This is a genomic window from Paraglaciecola sp. 2405UD69-4, assembly GCF_047525415.1.
In the GTDB taxonomy this organism is placed as follows: Bacteria; Pseudomonadota; Gammaproteobacteria; order Enterobacterales; family Alteromonadaceae; genus Paraglaciecola.
In genome coordinates this window covers 149,592-167,523 of the sequence record NZ_JBLIXM010000002.1, presented here as the reverse complement: position 1 = coordinate 167,523, position 17,932 = coordinate 149,592, and the positions used below count along the sequence as shown (strand labels likewise).

Here is a 17,932-nt window from a genome sequence, read left to right as displayed (position 1 = left end):
CTTACAAACTATATTGTTTACTGATATCAACACTGTTGGGCGACACGGTCGCTCCTGGTCGAGTTCGTACAAAACCATTCACAATCACCCTGTCTTCAGGAGAAAGGCCAGACTTAATTATTCTCAACTCTTTGGAGTGTAATTTTCCTAAGGTAACGTACTTTCTACCCACCTTATTTTCATCGTCAATTACCATTACATATTTTCTAGACTGGTCAGTTCCTATAATGCTATCTGGAACTAAAATAACCTTTGCATTTTTGGTTTCGATTAAGCTGATACGACCAAAAAGGCCGGGTAATATAAAGCCATCTTTGTTATCAAAAACAGCTCTACCCTGAATTGTGCCTGTACTGTCATCGACCTTATTATCAACAAAATCCATAACCCCAAAATGACTAAACTCAGCTTCATCTTGTAATCGCACTTTTACTTCATTCGGATATACTCGTGAACTTTTTCTGGTTTCTGACTGTGCAAGACGTAAATACTTAAGAAGGTCACGCTCACCGGCTTCAAAATAAAAATGTATGGGATCAACAGATACCACGGTTGTCAGTAAAGTCGCACCTGAGGCACCACCGGTAACTAAGTTACCTTTATTGACAAGATCTCGAGATACTATGCCGTCAATTGGCGATTTTACCTCTGTAAACTCTAAGTCTAACTTTGCTTCATCAAACGCAGCGAGTGCAAGTTGATATTCTGAAGCTCGACGATCTGACTCTTCTTGAGAAATAGAGTTGTTATTCTTTAACTCTAAACCACGCTTATATTCTTTCTCAGTAATGTCTAAATTTGATTGTGCACTTTGTAAATTTATCTGGAAGGGACGTTGATCAATTACAAACAAAACATCACCTGCTTTTACCTGTTGACCGTCTTCAAATTTAATCTCTTCAAGATAACCACTGACACGGGCTCGGATCTCAACATAATCCACAGCTTCAAAACGGCCAGTATATTCATCCCATATATCAACCACTGCTGCTATTGGGTTACTAACATCTACTTCCGTCATAGGACGTGCTTGTGTAGCATTTTGTTCTTTACTACATGCAACCATTAATAGGCTCAAAGTAATAATGATCCCAGTATAAAAAGAGCGTGACGTTCGTTGCGGCATAAAACACCTTGTTGTATGTGAATATAAAAATAAAACCATTACCCCATTGCTACTTCTATAATTTGTAACAAGGGGTTAAAAATTAGAAAATAAAAATTTAAAACTAGTAATGACTAGTTCATCTTACTGCGTTTTTTTAGCGTCAATTGAGTAGGTATCATATTCTTTAAATGCAATAAGTATTAAAGAAGCAAACAGTAAAGTAGTTGAGGGGAAGAAGGTAAGTTTTGCAGAATCAGCAATATACATACCGAAAGGGTCAATAATATAAGGTAAAATAGGAAGCAAGCCAGCTACATACCAAAAGAGTTGACCAAAGTAAGCCACACGTCTCATGAGACCTAACACCACCAAAGCTCCAACTAGCACTTGCAGCGACCCCAGACCAATATTGATTATATCTCCTGTTAGAAGGCCATTGTAATATTTATCAGACACAGCATTAGCTTTGTCAGTCGCAGTGAGTTTTACTAACCCCCAAAATACTAAATACAATCCTGTTGATACTCTTAGTAGTAGTAAGCTCAGCGCTTTCATATTTTCTCCTTGATAAATTTCTTAAATAGTTCCCGATTAACAGACCTAATATAACCTTAAAAAATTTCGCAACAAGATAAAGTTTATGCCATAGGTTAGTGATGTAATTGTAAGCCTGAATATTACATCCCAATGTTTCTAGTATTGTAATATACTTTGTATTTAACAAATTAGATCGAACAATCTGCCTAAGGTCAAAATATCTACCTGGCGCCCCAGTAAAAACCTATTAATTCTTAAGTTGTAAACTAATGAGTAAACAAAACGTCCTAGTGTTAGGTTATGTATGGCCAGAGCCAAACTCATCCGCCGCTGGTAGCCATTTATTAAGCCAATTGACTTTATTTTTAAAACAAGGGTGGAAAGTAACCTTTGCAAGCCCAGCTATACAAGGCGACCATAAAGTAGATTTACAACAACTTGGAATTAAAGAAGTTTCTATCAAAATAAATTGCACTAGTTTTGATGAGTTTCTACAAGAGTTAGACCCAACAATCGTTCTTTTTGACCGCTTTATGTTAGAAGAACAATTTGGGTGGCGAATAGCGAAATACTGCCCCAATGCTCTTAGAATTTTAGATACAGAAGACCTCCACTCGTTACGTCAAGCTCGTCATAAAGCTTTAAAATGTGGTGACAGTATCAAAAAACCTGATTTAAACACTGAGCTTGCAAAACGAGAAGTTGCTGCAATTTTCAGGTGCGATTTAAGCTTGATCATTTCTGATTATGAGCTAGAGCTATTACTTAATTACTACAAGGTACCTAAACATTTATTGGTGCATAGCCCTTTCATGCTTGAAAAGCCAGCAGCCCCCAAAGCAGGTACGGAGTTTGAAAATCGACAGCACTTTATTAGCATAGGAAACTTTCGCCATGAACCCAATTGGGACGCCGTACTGTGGTTAAAACAAGAGATATGGCCATTAATTCGGGCACAACTTCCAAAGGTAGAACTACACATTTATGGTGCCTACCCACCACCTAAGGCCACCCAGTTACATAATTCCAAGCAAGGTTTTTTAGTTAAAGGTTGGGCACAAGACTCGAAACAAGTCATGGAGCAAGCAAGGGTGTGTTTAGCACCTCTACGATTTGGTGCAGGTATAAAAGGTAAACTAGCTGAAGCCATGATGTGTGGCACCCCCAATATTACTACGCAAATAGGCACAGAAGGCATGCAGATGGGCTTGCCTTGGCCAGGTTTGATAACTCAATTAGACGAGCTTCAAGATTCAGCTAGTACTGCTGAGCTAATCGCTGAAAATGCAATTAAACTATATCAAGACCATACACTATGGATGCATTGTCAAAATTTAGGCTACGAACTTTTAAGCCAAAATTTTGATGCTACTACAATTGAAAATCGGATTTTGGAAAAAATAGAGCAGGCTACAAATAATTTAGATGGTCATAGGAGTCAGAATTTTATTGGACAAATGCTACAACATCATCATCTAAAAAGTACCCAATATATGGCCCAATGGATAGAAGCAAAAAACCGTGTATAAGAAATGTTGCAAAAATGATCTTGGAACATTAGTTGATGGAAATCAATTTGGGTAGAGAAAAGTTAGATCAAATATAAGCTGACAGTCACAAATTGAAAAAGAGTAACTGTCAGTTTAAGTCTGCGCTAGTAAATATAATGATTAACTATAAAAGGCTTCAACTGTACCTTTTAGTGTAATCAACATTGGCTGACCTCGTCTGTCTAGAGCCTTGGGTGACGGAATTTTAATCCAACCTTCACTTACACAATACTCTTCAACATTGGTGCGTTCTTTACCGTTTAATTTGATACCAATTTCATGTTCAAAACAATCTTCATTGTAAAACTTACTACGAGGATTACTAGAAAGTCGGTCAGGAAGTTCTGGGAGTGAAGCTTTGTCATTCATTTAATAAAACCTAAATAGAAAAAATTGCGACATTGTAGTCACTATACTGATACTGCTCAAGTAAAGGATATCCAGTGAAGCAGTAATCAATCAACTGACGGCGATAAATTTCTCTTTCCTTTGTGCCACTAGCCAGTCAATTAGCTGTGGATCATGATAGAAGTTCTCCCCTACCTCATGACCCACTCCTTCTAACTCTTTATACATTACGCTGCCACCGGCGTTTGTAATTTCCTGTACAGTTTTCCGTGCTAACTCATTAGTACTAATATGGTCATTTGAACCTTGATACATCCATATATTCATCTGGGCTAACCTAGGAGCATCATCTGGGACAATAACGGCAGAGCCTGCGGATGTCGCTATAGCAGATATTTTGTTAGAGTTAATTGCACCATAACGCATTGCACCTTCCCCCCCCATTGAATGGCCAGTTAAACTTATTCTAGATTGATCAATATTGTATTTTGAAAGCACAGCTTCGATGGATTGAGTTAGATAGTCTGATACATTTGGGGCAGACTCAGTCCCAAATGTATTTAATCTCCACTCTGTTTGAATTGGTTTGGCTGGAATATGAGCCCATACTTTTTTACCCAAACAAAGAGGTAGCAATACAATTGCCGGAAAGTCACCGTTATATTCGTTAATAGCGACACTAATTAGTTGGCTATTCGCAAAGTGAATACTGGTTTCTTTATATTCCACCCCCCCACCATGTAAAAACACAATTAAGGGCCATTCTTTGATAGGTGTGTAATTTTCAGGAACAAAAATAGCGGCCGATCTTTGTTTACCTTTCAAGTTAAATGAAATTTTATCAAACATCATTCCTGCAGGCGGAACACTATTTTTAGGGTTCAACTTAAACATTAAATCATAAAAATTACGGTAAATACTTTCGATTACCAGGCTCATATATGGTCCTATTTTCTCTATACAGAGAGTTAGTCATAAATCACATCACAAAGTTCCACTGTCTGTAAAACATTGATGACAAAAACCCCGAGATTAACGCCAATCCGTTAGCGAAAATAACGCCACCGAACAAGCTCCAGTCCATTTTATGAAAATTCCCTAAGATACCGAGTAAGCTATTGTTTTAACGTATATATAACTTAAATTCGTTTCAAAAATACTATATTGAAGAGGCTAGCGCAAGGGTGTTATTATTTACCCATTAAAACTCTGGGATTTTATCTTTCCACACATCCCAATTAGCGATTATGTGGTCGGTTATTTTAGCGCCGACAGATACAATATTCTCAACGGTTTCAGTAAAGCCTCCAGCGGTTTCTCCCGGCGCCGGATCGAGGTGCGCTAATGTACTTTCATTTTCATTGCCTTGGTCAAAATTCACTGAACCTCTCAAGCTAATTACGCGCTGTGTTCCATGGAGCCTATTAATCACTTGCGTAATGGCGGCAGCTTCCATCTCTGTTGCAATATAGTCATCGGCGCCATACAGGCTTGCTATGTATTGTGCTTCTGCTGATAAGCCAGGGCCATGAAAAAAGGTATCACCTGTCATATGAGTACCTATGAGAATCTTTGGAGAGCGTCTAGCTTGTTGTTGCGTGTAACGGGCCCCGTATGCTTGAGCTGACTTGGAGTCTTTCAACTTAGCATTTAAAGCTAATTTGTAGCACCAAGCTACTAACTGCGAATTTAATTGATATCGCCTTATATCTTCATACCCTTTTCGGGGCATGAAAGTAGGTGCCCCCAACTTACCTTCTTCTGGCGCCCACCTGTGTCCTAAATCATAATCTATTAGCCAACTTGCTAATGTTACGTCCCCAATCGTCCCTTTTGACGGTGGCGTACCCGCTACTCCACTTAGTACAAAGTAAGCTTTATCAAGGTTAAAAAGTGGGTTTAATAATATTGCTAGCATAGAGGCAGATGATGCGACTTTCCCCATTCCTAATGTAGAACCACATACCCCTGATTCATTGCAATATACTGAGGACTTTGCCCCAGATACAAATATAGGCTTGGAGTCTGTAAAGTACCTCTCGTACCAATGTTGAAACTCACCTGCTTTATCGCCAGTGTTTTCACCAATTTCAAACATAGCAGCTACAAATACTTTCACTTCTATGGGCTTATGGTTTGCATGACTCTTACCGCTAACAAACACTAAAGCAATAAAACACCAAGTATAGAATAACTGTTTGCCCATAAGTTTTTCCTTGTTTATTGATACCAGTTTTTTAATTAACAGCTTGGCTAACTTTTTGAATATTTTCTATAAACTTCTTAGGGTCAAACTCCAATGGCAACTGTATTAACTTTTTTGCATTTTCATCTAAGATTAATAAGGTTGGAAAGCCTTCAACATCATAGCTACGACGAAAGTCTTCCCCCGCTGGCGACTCGTATTCTATTCGCGCAAACACATAGTTTTTTTCGAGCTCAGCCTTCACTTCTTCATTAGCAAAAATTTCTTTGTCTAAACGCCGACAGGTTGGGCACCAAATGGCGGACATATCTGCTAGCACCAGTTTATTACTGCTTTTTGCAGCTGCTAGCGCTTCAGGCAATAACATTGGGTTAAGCCCAGTTGCATCTACAGCAGACTGACCTAGATAAGTCTGCACGGTTTTATTGCCCCAGTATCCGCCTACCGACAAACAGATAATCAGCAGCGCTCCCAAGAGCAATTTTTGCGACAAAGGACGGGGTGAAGTTGTTGGGTTATGATTAGACACTTAGTGCTCCATATTAATTCTGAGTGTTTGAATACTCTTTGCAAAAATCAAAAATTCTATCTAAAACAGCTTCAATACCGTTTGCTCTTGAATTACTAAGATACCTGTCTAATCCAATAGACTTTAAATGAGTATTTAGATCAAAATCTAACACTTCGTTTGGACGCTTACCTCTTAGATACTCAAAAATAATGGCCAATAGCCCTCTGACCACTTTACTAGGAGAGTCCCCTTGAATATATAAAGTACTATCTATTAACTCACACTTTAGCCATACCTGACTTTCACAACCAAAAATTTCTAAGTCTTCTTTAAGTTGCTCTTTTGGGAGGCGTGGGAAAGATTTTCCTGCCAACATGATATGTCGGTACTTTTCATCCCAGCTTTTTGCTTGGGAAATAGCCAAGGCCAACTCCCCGGGTCTATCAACGGCTTTTTCTTCTGAAATTTTGTTCTTAAAGACAGAGTCACTATTATTAGTAAATAGACAGATACCGGACTTTAAGGCCTCAATAAAGTTAGTGAGCTCATGCTCTGTGTTATAACAACTAATTGATACTCTGATAGTGCCATCAACACCAAGAGCTTCCATCAAAGGCATAGCACAGTGATGCCCTACTCTAACTGATATATTTTGGATATTAAGGTAACTGGCTAAATCGTAGTGATTCACACCGTTAACAGTAAAAGAAAAAGTAGCGATTTTATGCTGAGGATCTCCCCAGATTTTAATGCCCGTAAGACTTGCTAAGCTCTGCTGTAGATAGCGGCTTAATGCCAACTCTTGTTTTACAATTGTATCTCTGTTGCTTTTTATAAAATTTGCAGCTGCAGCTAAACCTAATACACCGGCAATATTGGGTGTACCCGCTTCAAACTTTAATGGAGGCCCTAAAAACTCACTGCCCTTAAAGCTTACTTTTTTAATCATTTCACCGCCCACTTGATATGGCGGCATATTTTCTAGTAAAGGAAGCTTTCCATAGAATACCCCTACCCCTGTAGGCCCAAACATTTTATGACCACTAAACACATAAAAATCACAATCTAAGTCCTGCACATCTACAGCCATATGACTAACAGCCTGAGTGCCATCAATAAGGGTTAATGCCCCAACTGTCTTAGCCTTTGTAATAATACTTTTAATAGGGTTAATATTACCAAGGGCATTGGATACATGACCTATAGCGACGAGTACCGTATGTTCATCAATAAGCGCGACTGCCTCTTCTAACAACAGCACGCCATTATCATTAATAGGCATCACTTTTAGCGTTAAACCATACTGCTCGGCTAGTATTTGCCAAGGAACGATATTGGCATGATGCTCTAGGGTTGAGATAACAATGTTCTTACCCTTTTGTAGTAAAGAGCGAGGCAAGCAGGCAGCTAACAAATTAATACTTTCTGTCGCTCCTTTAGTCCAGACAATCTCTCTATGATCTTTTGCGTTTATAAAACTTTGTAGCGTGCGCCTAGCATCTTCAAACTTTTGAGTAGTATCTGAGGCTAATTTATAACTAGAACGATGAACATTTACTGAGGATTGATAGTACCGATTAGTAATATCAATTACCGTTTGTAACTTTTGGGTGGTGGCGCCGCTATCTAAATAAATCCCTTTAAAATCAGATTGGTCGTTAAAAGCAGAAAAATGTTGGCGCATAGGGTTAAATGGCATAATGGAATTCTATAACTCACTGCTTGATAAAGTAGCGTTTTGTTGTTTTATCAGCTCAACTAAAGTAATAATTTTAATATTGGATAACTGGCGATAATCAAAATATGGGCACACGATAATTCCTGATTTTGCTTCAATAGCAAAATCATGGTTTATCCACTCTAATGATAAACCTAAACTCTTGGCGTAGGTTTTCCCCATGACAAGCTGAATACCTTTATTAGAATGCTTGGGCTCTGTAAATAGCAAGCTGGTATTCGAACCTTTGCTTAATAACAAGTTATCTCTAAACCCTTGCCAAGAATCAGACTGACGTAAAGGCACCAAAGTTTCAGAATTCAGTGCAAATACCAACTTAGCGTAAACATTAAATACTTTTCGCCAACCATTACCGCAGGCTTTTCCTATGGCAGTAATTTCAGCATTGGACAAAGACTTTATAGTTTGCAGTGTTTGAAAATCAGCAAAGTTTGGGCGATTAGCTATATACACCTTAAAACGAGCATTTATATCACCTAACCCAGCTTCTTTTTGGGTATTGGGCATTTACTTGGTTTCTGCTGCTGGCAAGGAACCCAAGTCTTCTTCAATACAGTTAAGCATTTCCTGTGCGTCAAGCATGATCCCTTCTTCTTCACCGGAAAGGGGAAATACTAACACTAGGGTATTGTTTTTTTTCATCCCTGGAAGCCAAATACTTAGCCACTCAGCAAAGTGTATCTGCTTAGGCTGACTCGCAGGATCATCTGCTTTCTTCCAAGCCTCTGCAAATTCTTCATGGGGCCAGATAGGGAAACATGCATCATCATCAGCTTTGAGCATTACCCAGCCATTTTCACCATAAAGCCCCCAAAGTTTTGTTGTTTCATACATTTTTTCTAATGCATATTCGAACCTTTGTTCAGGTGACATTTTACTTAGATCACTAAATACATCTTTTGATAAATAACTCATATTCATTAGCCTTAATTTAGATACTTTCTATAGGTATTTTAACCCGTTAGTTAACTAAGAGTCTTGTTTAGATGACAGTGTTTCGGTTTTAATTAAGCTGCTCTTAAACTCTTCACTTAAAATAGAGTAAACACAGTGGTCGACAAACTTATCGTACAACCACTCACATTCACGTAATTCTGCTTCGTAGGTTAAACCTAGCCTTTCTATGACGGCTTTACTTTTAAGGTTTTGGGTTGCACAGCGTATTTCTATTTTATGCAGATTATGCTCTTCAAACCCGTAATCTAACAGCTGATTGACTACCTTAGTCACAATTCCTTTGCCTGTAAAAGACTCACACAACCAATACCCTATAGTACCCCAGCGGTTAACATGGTCTAACTGATTAAACCCAGCCACCCCTACCAAAGTTTGCTCATAAAAAATGACAAAGGTTGAGGCCTGATTATTGTTATGCTGATCTATAGCCGTCTCTATAAAGGTTTCAGTATCCTCATAAGTTTGTACCAAATCTATCCAACCAAGCCACTGTTTTAAATAAGCACGGTTTTTATTAGTCAGCTCATACAGTACATTTGCATGCTCTGGGCCAATATGGGTAATTTGAATATTAGGATCTACCTGAAATTTCATGTTTTCACTGTTCTATGCCATCAAAAAAAGCGATGATATTACAACACTTGATACATTTTCACGGGATATTTTTGGCGCACATTAATTCAGTAGATATTTTACGCAAACAAGAGCTAGCCTTATCTACCAAAGATTTTAGAGCTAGAGGCCACAAAGTCACACGCTGTGAAAGATGTTTAATCCCAGTCGATAACTGTATTTGTGCAAAACGTCCAAGTATAGATTGTAACGCTGCTTTTTGTTTACTCATGTATAAAAGTGAATATTACAAGCCTAGTAATACAGGCAGAGTCATTGCTGACGTTATTAAAGATAACTATGCCTTTAAATGGGATAGAGTCGCACCAGACTCAAAACTATTAGCGCTTTTAGAAAACCCCACTTACGCGCCCATTGTGGTATTTCCTCACCAACATGCTGCAGCAAGTCGATGTATTGACACCCCGCAAGCGGCAATAGGCCCAAACGAACAGAAAGTACCATTATTTATTCTATTAGATGGTACCTGGCGAGAAGCCAAAAAGATGTTCAAGAGCCCTTCTTTATCTAATATACCTGTATTAGGTATCACGCCCGAAAGTGCCTCGTCTTATCAGCTCAGAGAAGCCGCTCACACGCACCAACTTTGCACTGCAGAAGTGGCAATTGAAGTACTAAAATTGGCAAAACAAGATATGGCAGCTAGTGCTCTAAGCCAATATTTCAATATATTCAGACGAGCTTACATTGCGGGAAAACCGCACTTATCCTTTGTTTAAGTGACTAATCAGGTAACTTTTAACGCTAGTATAAGGAGTAAAATTCGCGTTTAACCCGTATTACTTATTTAACTAACGGTTTTTATCTATCACTTAGTTTTGCAGGCTAACTTGTAATAATGATTATTGTTGTACTCAAACTCTTTAATTACTTTTAGAGGAGTCTTACTCGTGTGGGCCTGATATGAGCGGGTGTTAATTTTATTAATAAAGGTCACCAATATAGGATACCGTTTAGCCATTTCAAATCGCGCAAACTCAAAAATGTGCTCAAACACTCCTTGCCCTCTGACACTTTTATCTACACAAACAGGGCCATATTGATAAGAGTTTTCTGCTGTTACCTCTGCCCCTAAACACCTTGAGTCATCAAGGTGATTTATCATAAAAGCAAACATAGGCCACTGGGACCAAAAACTCCAAGATGCCGCCATAGCATAGGCTACAATTCTGTCATTTACGGTTGCGATAAATAAACCACTTTCATCTTGAATTAAACTTTTAAGATGAGCTTCAGTGAAAGCTGTAGTTATAAATCCATCTTTTTTATCTTCATCATTTATCGAGTCAATTTGGTAGCGATAATGAAGTGCTAATACCTCTTCAATATTACTTGTAGTCGCGATACTTAACTCAATCTTCATACTGGATCCAAAATAGGCGCTGTTTCGGTACTTTTCTATGACTAAAGCAAACAGCATTTAAGCTTTAGTTACAAACATAAACTTTACATTAAGATCCAAGTTAACTAAGACCTTAGGTGAGCAGTAAATTCTGACAGATTTAAACCATGGTGTAAAAGTCAAAACCTAACGAGTAGACAAATTGCGTTTCACAGTTTTTGCACAATCCTCTTATACGAGCTTGATATTATTTAGTTACAAATTCTTACAAACTGTAGAGATTTACTAAATGAATAAACATCCATTTTTCGCTGTGTTCATAACCTCGGCATTAGCCTTTGGACTCACTGGATGCAGCGACAGTACAAATGACGTTATCGACGATGCCATTGAAGACACTATTGATGAATCAGGCGATGATGCCAGTAGTTCAGATGACAATATTTTATCTGTTGATACCTCTCTATTTGCAACTGAATCATTAGTCTCAGTGGAAACAGTAGACTGTACTTTATCAAATGGTGCTTCAACTAGTTGTTACTCTATTACAATTTCTGGGTTTCCAGCGGACCGCAGTGAACTAGGAGATTTTTGCCCAGGGACAATCACTGCAACAGCTGATGAAGCCGGAAAATGGTTTGATGATGGTGTACTTTATGATCTCAGCGGTGAATTTATTCAAAACTTAGACGTATTTTACGGAGACAGTTACTGGCAACTATATGATGCTGACACAGGTGTAGTTAATATCACAGACACACAAGAGGCCTGCGAAGCTGCAGCCCAACCTCAGGTAGACCCTCAATATTATAATCACTGCGTACAATGCGATCTTGATTACTTTGCAGATGAAACAGGCGGTGGCGTTGAAAGTACATATTTAATTCCTGTCACGCCAGTATTACGTAGCAGTCCTGGGAACTTAGGCGGCAACACAGGCCTTGCCTTAAACGGAGTTAACCTTGCGGCGGCTGCGCCAACAGATGCTATTTTAGGCGCTTATACCATTGCTGCTTTTGATGATTGTGTAGGCCACGTTAATCCCGCTGCAGGATACCACTACCATGGCGCAAACCAAGGTGATGGAGATTGTCCAGCCATTGAGTTTGAAGTCGACGGCCATGCGGGCATGATAGGTTACGCTATGGATGGGTTTGCCATTTATGGCATGCTCGATGAAAACGGCGATGAGCCTACCGACTTAGATGATTGCCGCGGGCAAACCGACGATGTACGCGGTTATCATTATCACAGTGCAGGGCCAGGAGAAAACACCTTTATAGGCTGCTTTTCTGGTGAAACAGCAAACTAGTATTATTGGAGTAAATCATGCACTTAGTAAAAGGTTTCATACTCGCCCTTAGCCTAGGCTCTATTTCTGTAAATGCCCACAATGGTCATGGTGATGAACTACCTTGGCTGGCTTGTAACCAAGCCGAAAAAGGCGATAGGTGTGAATACACCAATAGTCATAATGATTTATACCAAGGTAGCTGCAGAGTATTTAGCGATGCCCTAATGTGCGTTAGAAACAAACCAATTGTGCACTTAGGTGAATCAAAAAATACCACTCAAGAACAGGCCTTACTAGGACTAACGCCAGAAACAACTAAAACCGCAAACCGCTAAGCGACTATATATCGGCAGTGTTTACCTTACTGCCGATATATACTTCACCTACTAGTGAGCGTAATGCTTACCCCGAGTATCAAACAAGTTAACCTCAGATTGATTATCTTGAATTGCCACTGGCCAAGTTTTATCCCGACTTTCCCATATTTTAGTGGCTTTAGCATACGCCATTTCCCAACTAAGGTTTTCAATTAACACCAGCATGGTTGCAGCTGTTCCCAGTACCGCACATGTGCCGTATTCGTCCTCTACTTTTCCACTCCATACTTTCACTAGCTGCAGAGGGTCCAATTCATCAGGTTTTGTTACATAAGTATCTAATGTATTGGGTACATCTATAGTGGTTTTGTGAGTACCGCGGTTAATAAACAGGGTCACATCCCGAAGTGGATTAAATTCTAGCTCACCACCTTCCCCTCTGTAACATAGAGTATTAGCGTCATTTAACAAGCAAGCTGTTTGTTGGTGTTTCTCATCCACTTTACGATGAAAAATTCCCTGTAAACTGTGGGTAGCTCCAGAGGGATTTAATAATCGTGCTAAAGTATTGGCGCATGAACGCAATCCAAACAAGTCTCTAAGTTGGATAACAGCATCTAATTCTGGGTTAATTACTTTTAAGTCCATGTAGCTAAAGCCAAACTCACGAAGTGCCTGTGAAGCCTGCTGGGGATCATTTGCCACCTTAAAGCCTAACTGTGGCAAAACTTCTTTTAGATACAAGCGTTTTGAGTCTGGCTCGTGCGTACCATGTAAAAATACCCGCTTACCATTTTGACCTAACAAAATAGCCGACAGTAAAAACCAGGGTAAGTGCCGACGCTTACCAGCATAACACCCTAGATCTAAATCAATATTAAGTGCTTTTAAATCTTGATTATTGTGAACACGAAAAGCTTCTGTAAAGCCAGCTAGTTCCTCTGCAGTTTCTTCTCTGACCCTAAGCAACATCAAAAAGGCTCCTTTTTGTTCGGCCGTTGCCTCACCTTGAATTAACATGCTCATTGCTTGCTTTGCTTCTGCTTGGGTAAGCGTTCGTCCAGCTCTTTGGCCGCGGCCAATAATGCGAATAAAATCTTTAAACTGAACAATTGAATCTGACATAAGTCTCTTATAAGGGCGAAATTTGAGGTGATTTTACTGAGTTTACAATAACGAATAAAGGGTTATTATCTTTGGTTATCTCAATATTTTAGATAGCGGTTTTAGTCGCCCTAGTACCATTAGAAGCGGATATTAACGCCTAGGTAAAGACCCGCTTTAAATAATTGAAACCTTGGTAATAAAGCTTACAAAGAGCGCCCTATGCGGTAACTGTGTGACTTGTTTTAGATAATAACGACAAATTTACCTGATGCCGTTTATTTACAACCTCGCCTACAATAGTCACAGCAGGACCTTGAAAGTTTTCAGCATCTACTTTAGCTGCTATATCTCTTAGGGTACCTACACACACTCTTTGCTGAGCAGTAGATGCTTGGTCAACCACTGCCACTGGTGTTTCAAGGGATAAACCATGCTCTTCAAGACGAGCCATAATAGTGTGAATACGTTTCAAGCCCATGTAAAACACTAAAGTCTCACCGTTATCCTTGGCGCCTTTAGCTCCTTTTACTATGGCTGACCAATTAGGCTCAGCTTTTGTTGACTTCAAATGAGCTGTGATAAATCTCACTGATTGAGCACACTCGCGATGTGTCAACGGAATACCAGCATAAGCTGAAGCACCCGACGCCGCTGTAATACCAGGGACAATGGCAAAATCAATTTGGTGCGCGGCTAAGATGTCACACTCTTCTCCGGCGCGTGCAAAAATGGCTGGATCACCACCTTTAAGACGAACAATATTTTTTCCTGTTTGCGCCACTTCTACCATTAGCTCGCAGATATCACCTTGCTTCATACTGTGGTTACCGCATTTTTTACCCACAAAAATCCGCTCTACATTAGAAGGGATCATATTTATAATGTCTGGATTAACTAACCAGTCATACATGACCACATCGGCTTGTTGAATCAGCCTATATGCTTTCAAAGTTAATAATTCAGCATCGCCGGGACCTGCTCCAATTAAATATACATGGCCCTTCTCAGCTCGTGATCGCTGATTCTCTTTTGTTTTAGCTTCGAAAAATGAAAACTTAGCCATTGAGTCAAACACTTGGCTACTTTTAAAAGTCAAATTAAAAGCCTTTTTAAAGAAGGTAGAGTGCCCTTGTTGGCTTAACACTTTATTATTAAACATTACACGGCCTCCAATGTAATTAATGTATCTTTATCTACGGGAAGAGTTTTTGGCTTATGCTGAGTAATTAATTGACTTAGCTCAGACTTACAAGAGCCACAATTAGTGCCACATTTTAAACTTGCACCTAAACCGTCAACACTGCAGTTACCTTGCTTTATTTCATCAATAATGGTGTTTTCACCTACCTTGAAACAACTACAAATCAATTTACCTTGCTTAAAACTCTCGTCTGGCTCTAAGTTTAACAAACCATGTAACTGTTCAGGATTAATGTTTTTCTCACCAATCAAGCTGCTTATCCAAGCCTGATCTAACTCCAATGAATCACTAGAGGTTCCCATTGAAAGTACAAGTTGCCCTTCACGTAAACCACAGGTGCTGCTGAATATTTTACTGTTTGCCCCAATCCACTCTTCAAATAACGGGAAGTTATTTACCAACCATGTTCTCAAAGAGGTTAGATCTTGATTGGTGGCAAATGAAACTAGGGTACCTTTTTCAAATGGGATCATTACAAAATATTCAAAGGTTTGCTTGAGCAATGCAACAGATAAACTTTGCTGCACAAACAATTGCCCCTGATGTTCAAACGTCACTTTCTCTATACAGACTGCCGCATGTTTTAACTCAGGTTGCCCTGAAATTTTATCATTAGCATCCGTGTATAGGGCCGCTATGTTTGAACTAGCACTATTGGTTTCACTCCAGTGAATGGGAGCAAATAATTCACCTTGCCTTTGATTGCTGTCTACTTTTACTGGTAAACAAACTTTTGTCTCGGTGCCTAAGGTATGGGCCGCATGCAAGTTTACTAAATCATTATCTTTAACAGATAAGTTTGCAGCATCAGTTGGGTGTATGGCGATAAATGCACGGCTAATATGTGAAGTGAGCTCTGCAGTTTTACCGGTTCGGGTCATAGTGTGCCACTGATCTCGAACTCGGCCACTATTTAAAATAAATGGAAATTCATCAGACGTTATTTGCTCTGCGGGGGTGTAACCTGTTGCAACAAACTGTGCTTTACCACTAGCGGTATAAAACTTACCGTCTGTAAATAAGCGCTTTGTACCAACAAGATCTTTATGTGTTTCACTATTTACGACAGGCCATTGGATAGGCTTTAAACGGTTATACTCTGTCTCAGACATACCGCTAAGACCAGACAAATCTAAGTCTCGAGATTGATTATTATTAAATGCAGTAAGGCCAGTATATTCAGCAAAAATTTCACTTGGGTTGCTGAAGTTAAACCCAGAGTCAAATCCCATTGCCTTTGCAACATTACATATAATTTGCCAATCGTGTTTGGCTTCACCAGTGGCTGGCATCAAGCCCCTTTGCCTTGAAATTCGTCGCTCTGAATTGGTAACTGTACCGTCTTTTTCGGACCAACCAGTAGCAGGCAAAGCAACATGAGCAAAATTTAAGGTATCATTTTTCTCAACGCAATCAGAAACCACCACTAATTCACACTTGGCTAAGGCTTTGGCTATTTTTTGCCTATTTGGCATACTTACCATAGGGTTGGTTGCCATAATCCACACTGCTTTTACTTTGCCTTGATTAATGTCGTCAAACATATCCACGGCTTTCAAGCCTGTCTTGGTAGGAATACTAGGTGAGTCCCAATAGCTTTGAACTGTCTGGCGGTGCTCAGGATTATCAATATCCATATGACAGGCCAACATATTAGCTAAGCCACCTACTTCGCGCCCACCCATTGCATTGGGTTGACCCGTTAACGAAAATGGACCGCAGCCTTCTTTTCCAAGTTTTCCTGTTGCTAGGTGACAATTAATTATGGTGTTGGCTTTATCTGTTCCAGATGTCGACTGATTTACTCCCATACAATAAGCGGTAATAACTTTATCTTTGCTTAAAAACATTTGATAAAAGTTTGTCAAATCCACCACTGAAACATCACATAGTTTTGCAGTAACATTAAGGGTTGCACCTTTGCAACTTTCTAAAACCTGTTCAAACCCTTGGGTATACGCATTAATATAATCCTTATCTAGCCCAGCTTCATTTGATAAAAAGTGTAGTAAACCGTTGAAAAGCGCAACATCTGTACCTGGTTTTATAGCTAGGTGTAAATCCGCTATTTCAGCACTGGCAGTGCGACGTGGGTCTATAATGACAACCTTCATATCTGGGTTGATTTTCTTGGCGCGCTCTATACGCTGAAACAAGACTGGATGGGTCCAAGCAGCATTAGAGCCTACCAACACCAACAACTCTGTAAGTTCTAAATCTTCATAACAGCATGGCACTGCATCAGCACCAAATGCTCGTTTATATGCGGCAACCGCTGAAGACATGCACAAGCGAGAGTTAGTGTCTATATTGGCACTGCCTATATATCCCTTCATAAGTTTGTTGGCGACATAATAATCTTCGGTCAACAATTGCCCTGAAACATAAAATGCCACTGAATCTGGACCATGCTTTGCAATGACTTCATTGAACTTATTGGCTACTTTTTCTATAGCCTCATCCCAACTGGCCCTTTCACCCATAATAGTTGGATAAAGTAAACGCCCATCTGCTGAGTTTGTCTCTAGCAATTTACTGCCTTTAACACACAAACGACCAAAGTTTGCTGGGTGATCCGAACTACCTGTTACCGATAACAATTTACCTTTTGTATCAAGATTGACGTCCACACCACAACCTACCCCACAATAAGGACAGGTTGTGGTAGCTAAAGAAGCACTGGCATTTTTACTTTGGCCTTTAATAGATGGGCTATTCAACATAACTTAATCTGCCAACTGTAACTGCACTTGATTTTGTTCAATACGAACTGGGTAAACAGCCAACGTTACCTTGTCGTCATCCAGGCATTCCCCTGTTTCTAAACAAAACCTTTGCTTGTACAGAGGAGATATTATGACCTTCTTGTCTTGAACAGACCCAAGTAAACCACGATACAATACATTCGCCTTACCAAATGGGCACCAGTTACTTGATGCAAATATCTGCTCTTGATTTCCCGTTTTAAACTTATAAATAGCTATTTGCTTATTGTTTACTAAGGCACAAACACCAGAGTTATCAACTAGGTCAGTATCGCTACATACTGTTGTCCAATTATTTTGTGTAGTCATTGAGAGTCT

Annotated in this window: 19 protein-coding genes; 4 read left to right on the top strand and 15 right to left on the bottom strand. The window is 39.5% G+C overall.

Annotated features, from left to right (window positions below; all coding sequences use genetic code 11):
* Position 1: 1 nt before the first annotated feature.
* Complete coding sequence (locus tag ACMUMK_RS07310) at positions 2–1,126, bottom strand: efflux RND transporter periplasmic adaptor subunit (protein ID WP_414700477.1); 1,125 nt, start codon at positions 1,124–1,126, stop codon at positions 2–4.
* A gap of 123 nt (positions 1,127–1,249) precedes the next feature.
* Positions 1,250–1,663: a DoxX family membrane protein gene (locus ACMUMK_RS07305; RefSeq protein ID WP_414700476.1), complete on the bottom strand. Its 414-nt coding sequence runs from the start codon at positions 1,661–1,663 to the stop codon at positions 1,250–1,252.
* A 251-nt stretch (positions 1,664–1,914) separates the two neighbouring features.
* Between ACMUMK_RS07305 and ACMUMK_RS07300 the strand changes: the two genes are divergently transcribed.
* Entirely contained in the window at positions 1,915–3,174 is a 1,260-nt protein-coding gene (locus ACMUMK_RS07300) for a glycosyltransferase family 4 protein (protein ID WP_414700475.1), read from the top strand.
* Between the two features lie 141 nt (positions 3,175–3,315).
* On the opposite strand, the gene ACMUMK_RS07295 is transcribed toward ACMUMK_RS07300, so the two are convergent.
* From ACMUMK_RS07295 to ACMUMK_RS07260, 8 genes are all read right to left on the bottom strand, one after another.
* Positions 3,316–3,564 carry a DUF3297 family protein gene (locus ACMUMK_RS07295; RefSeq protein ID WP_414700474.1) on the bottom strand — a complete coding sequence of 83 codons (249 nt, stop codon included), beginning with the start codon at positions 3,562–3,564 and terminating at the stop codon, positions 3,316–3,318.
* A gap of 90 nt (positions 3,565–3,654) precedes the next feature.
* A complete protein-coding gene (locus tag ACMUMK_RS07290) occupies positions 3,655–4,482 on the bottom strand; it encodes an alpha/beta hydrolase-fold protein (protein WP_414700473.1) in 828 nt (275 codons plus the stop codon).
* 262 nt (positions 4,483–4,744) lie between these two features.
* Entirely contained in the window at positions 4,745–5,749 is a 1,005-nt protein-coding gene (locus ACMUMK_RS07285; RefSeq protein WP_414700472.1) for a purine-nucleoside phosphorylase, read from the bottom strand.
* 31 nt (positions 5,750–5,780) lie between these two features.
* Positions 5,781–6,278 carry a thioredoxin family protein gene (locus ACMUMK_RS07280; protein WP_414700471.1) on the bottom strand — a complete coding sequence of 166 codons (498 nt, stop codon included), beginning with the start codon at positions 6,276–6,278 and terminating at the stop codon, positions 5,781–5,783.
* Between the two features lie 13 nt (positions 6,279–6,291).
* On the bottom strand, positions 6,292–7,959 hold the full coding sequence (locus ACMUMK_RS07275) for an aminotransferase class V-fold PLP-dependent enzyme (protein ID WP_414700470.1): 1,668 nt from the start codon (positions 7,957–7,959) through the stop codon (positions 6,292–6,294).
* Positions 7,960–7,968: 9 nt separating this feature from the next.
* Positions 7,969–8,505, bottom strand: a complete 537-nt coding sequence (locus ACMUMK_RS07270; RefSeq protein WP_414700469.1) for a DUF6942 family protein — start codon at positions 8,503–8,505, stop codon at positions 7,969–7,971.
* A complete protein-coding gene (locus ACMUMK_RS07265; protein WP_414700468.1) occupies positions 8,506–8,913 on the bottom strand; it encodes a DUF2750 domain-containing protein in 408 nt (135 codons plus the stop codon).
* Between the two features lie 54 nt (positions 8,914–8,967).
* Positions 8,968–9,549, bottom strand: a complete 582-nt coding sequence (locus ACMUMK_RS07260) for a GNAT family N-acetyltransferase (RefSeq protein WP_414700467.1) — start codon at positions 9,547–9,549, stop codon at positions 8,968–8,970.
* 71 nt (positions 9,550–9,620) lie between these two features.
* Here ACMUMK_RS07260 and ACMUMK_RS07255 point away from each other — a divergent pair, with 71 nt between their 5' ends.
* A complete protein-coding gene (locus ACMUMK_RS07255) occupies positions 9,621–10,307 on the top strand; it encodes a tRNA-uridine aminocarboxypropyltransferase (RefSeq protein WP_414700466.1) in 687 nt (228 codons plus the stop codon).
* An 89-nt stretch (positions 10,308–10,396) separates the two neighbouring features.
* Here ACMUMK_RS07255 and ACMUMK_RS07250 read toward each other — a convergent pair whose 3' ends face one another.
* A complete protein-coding gene (locus ACMUMK_RS07250) occupies positions 10,397–10,951 on the bottom strand; it encodes an N-acetyltransferase family protein (protein ID WP_414700465.1) in 555 nt (184 codons plus the stop codon).
* 268 nt (positions 10,952–11,219) lie between these two features.
* On the opposite strand from ACMUMK_RS07250, the gene ACMUMK_RS07245 reads away from it, so the two are divergent.
* Positions 11,220–12,242, top strand: coding sequence for a YHYH protein (locus ACMUMK_RS07245; RefSeq protein ID WP_414700464.1), 1,023 nt, complete (start codon positions 11,220–11,222; stop codon positions 12,240–12,242).
* Between the two features lie 17 nt (positions 12,243–12,259).
* The gene (locus tag ACMUMK_RS07240; RefSeq protein ID WP_414700463.1) at positions 12,260–12,559 is read left to right on the top strand and encodes a hypothetical protein; all 300 of its coding nucleotides are present in this window, start codon (positions 12,260–12,262) and stop codon (positions 12,557–12,559) included.
* Positions 12,560–12,610: 51 nt separating this feature from the next.
* Here ACMUMK_RS07240 and ACMUMK_RS07235 read toward each other — a convergent pair whose 3' ends face one another.
* From ACMUMK_RS07235 to nirD, 4 genes are all read right to left on the bottom strand, one after another.
* The gene (locus tag ACMUMK_RS07235) at positions 12,611–13,666 is read right to left on the bottom strand and encodes a glycosyl transferase family protein (RefSeq protein WP_414700462.1); all 1,056 of its coding nucleotides are present in this window, start codon (positions 13,664–13,666) and stop codon (positions 12,611–12,613) included.
* 199 nt (positions 13,667–13,865) lie between these two features.
* On the bottom strand, positions 13,866–14,807 hold the full coding sequence (cobA, locus tag ACMUMK_RS07230; RefSeq protein WP_414700461.1) for a uroporphyrinogen-III C-methyltransferase: 942 nt from the start codon (positions 14,805–14,807) through the stop codon (positions 13,866–13,868).
* Positions 14,807–17,572, bottom strand: coding sequence for a molybdopterin-dependent oxidoreductase (locus ACMUMK_RS07225; RefSeq protein WP_414700460.1), 2,766 nt, complete (start codon positions 17,570–17,572; stop codon positions 14,807–14,809). Before ACMUMK_RS07225 ends, cobA begins: the two co-directional genes overlap by 1 nt.
* Before the next feature lie 3 nt (positions 17,573–17,575).
* Complete coding sequence (nirD, locus tag ACMUMK_RS07220) at positions 17,576–17,923, bottom strand: nitrite reductase small subunit NirD (RefSeq protein ID WP_414700459.1); 348 nt, start codon at positions 17,921–17,923, stop codon at positions 17,576–17,578.
* Positions 17,924–17,932 lie beyond the last annotated feature (9 nt).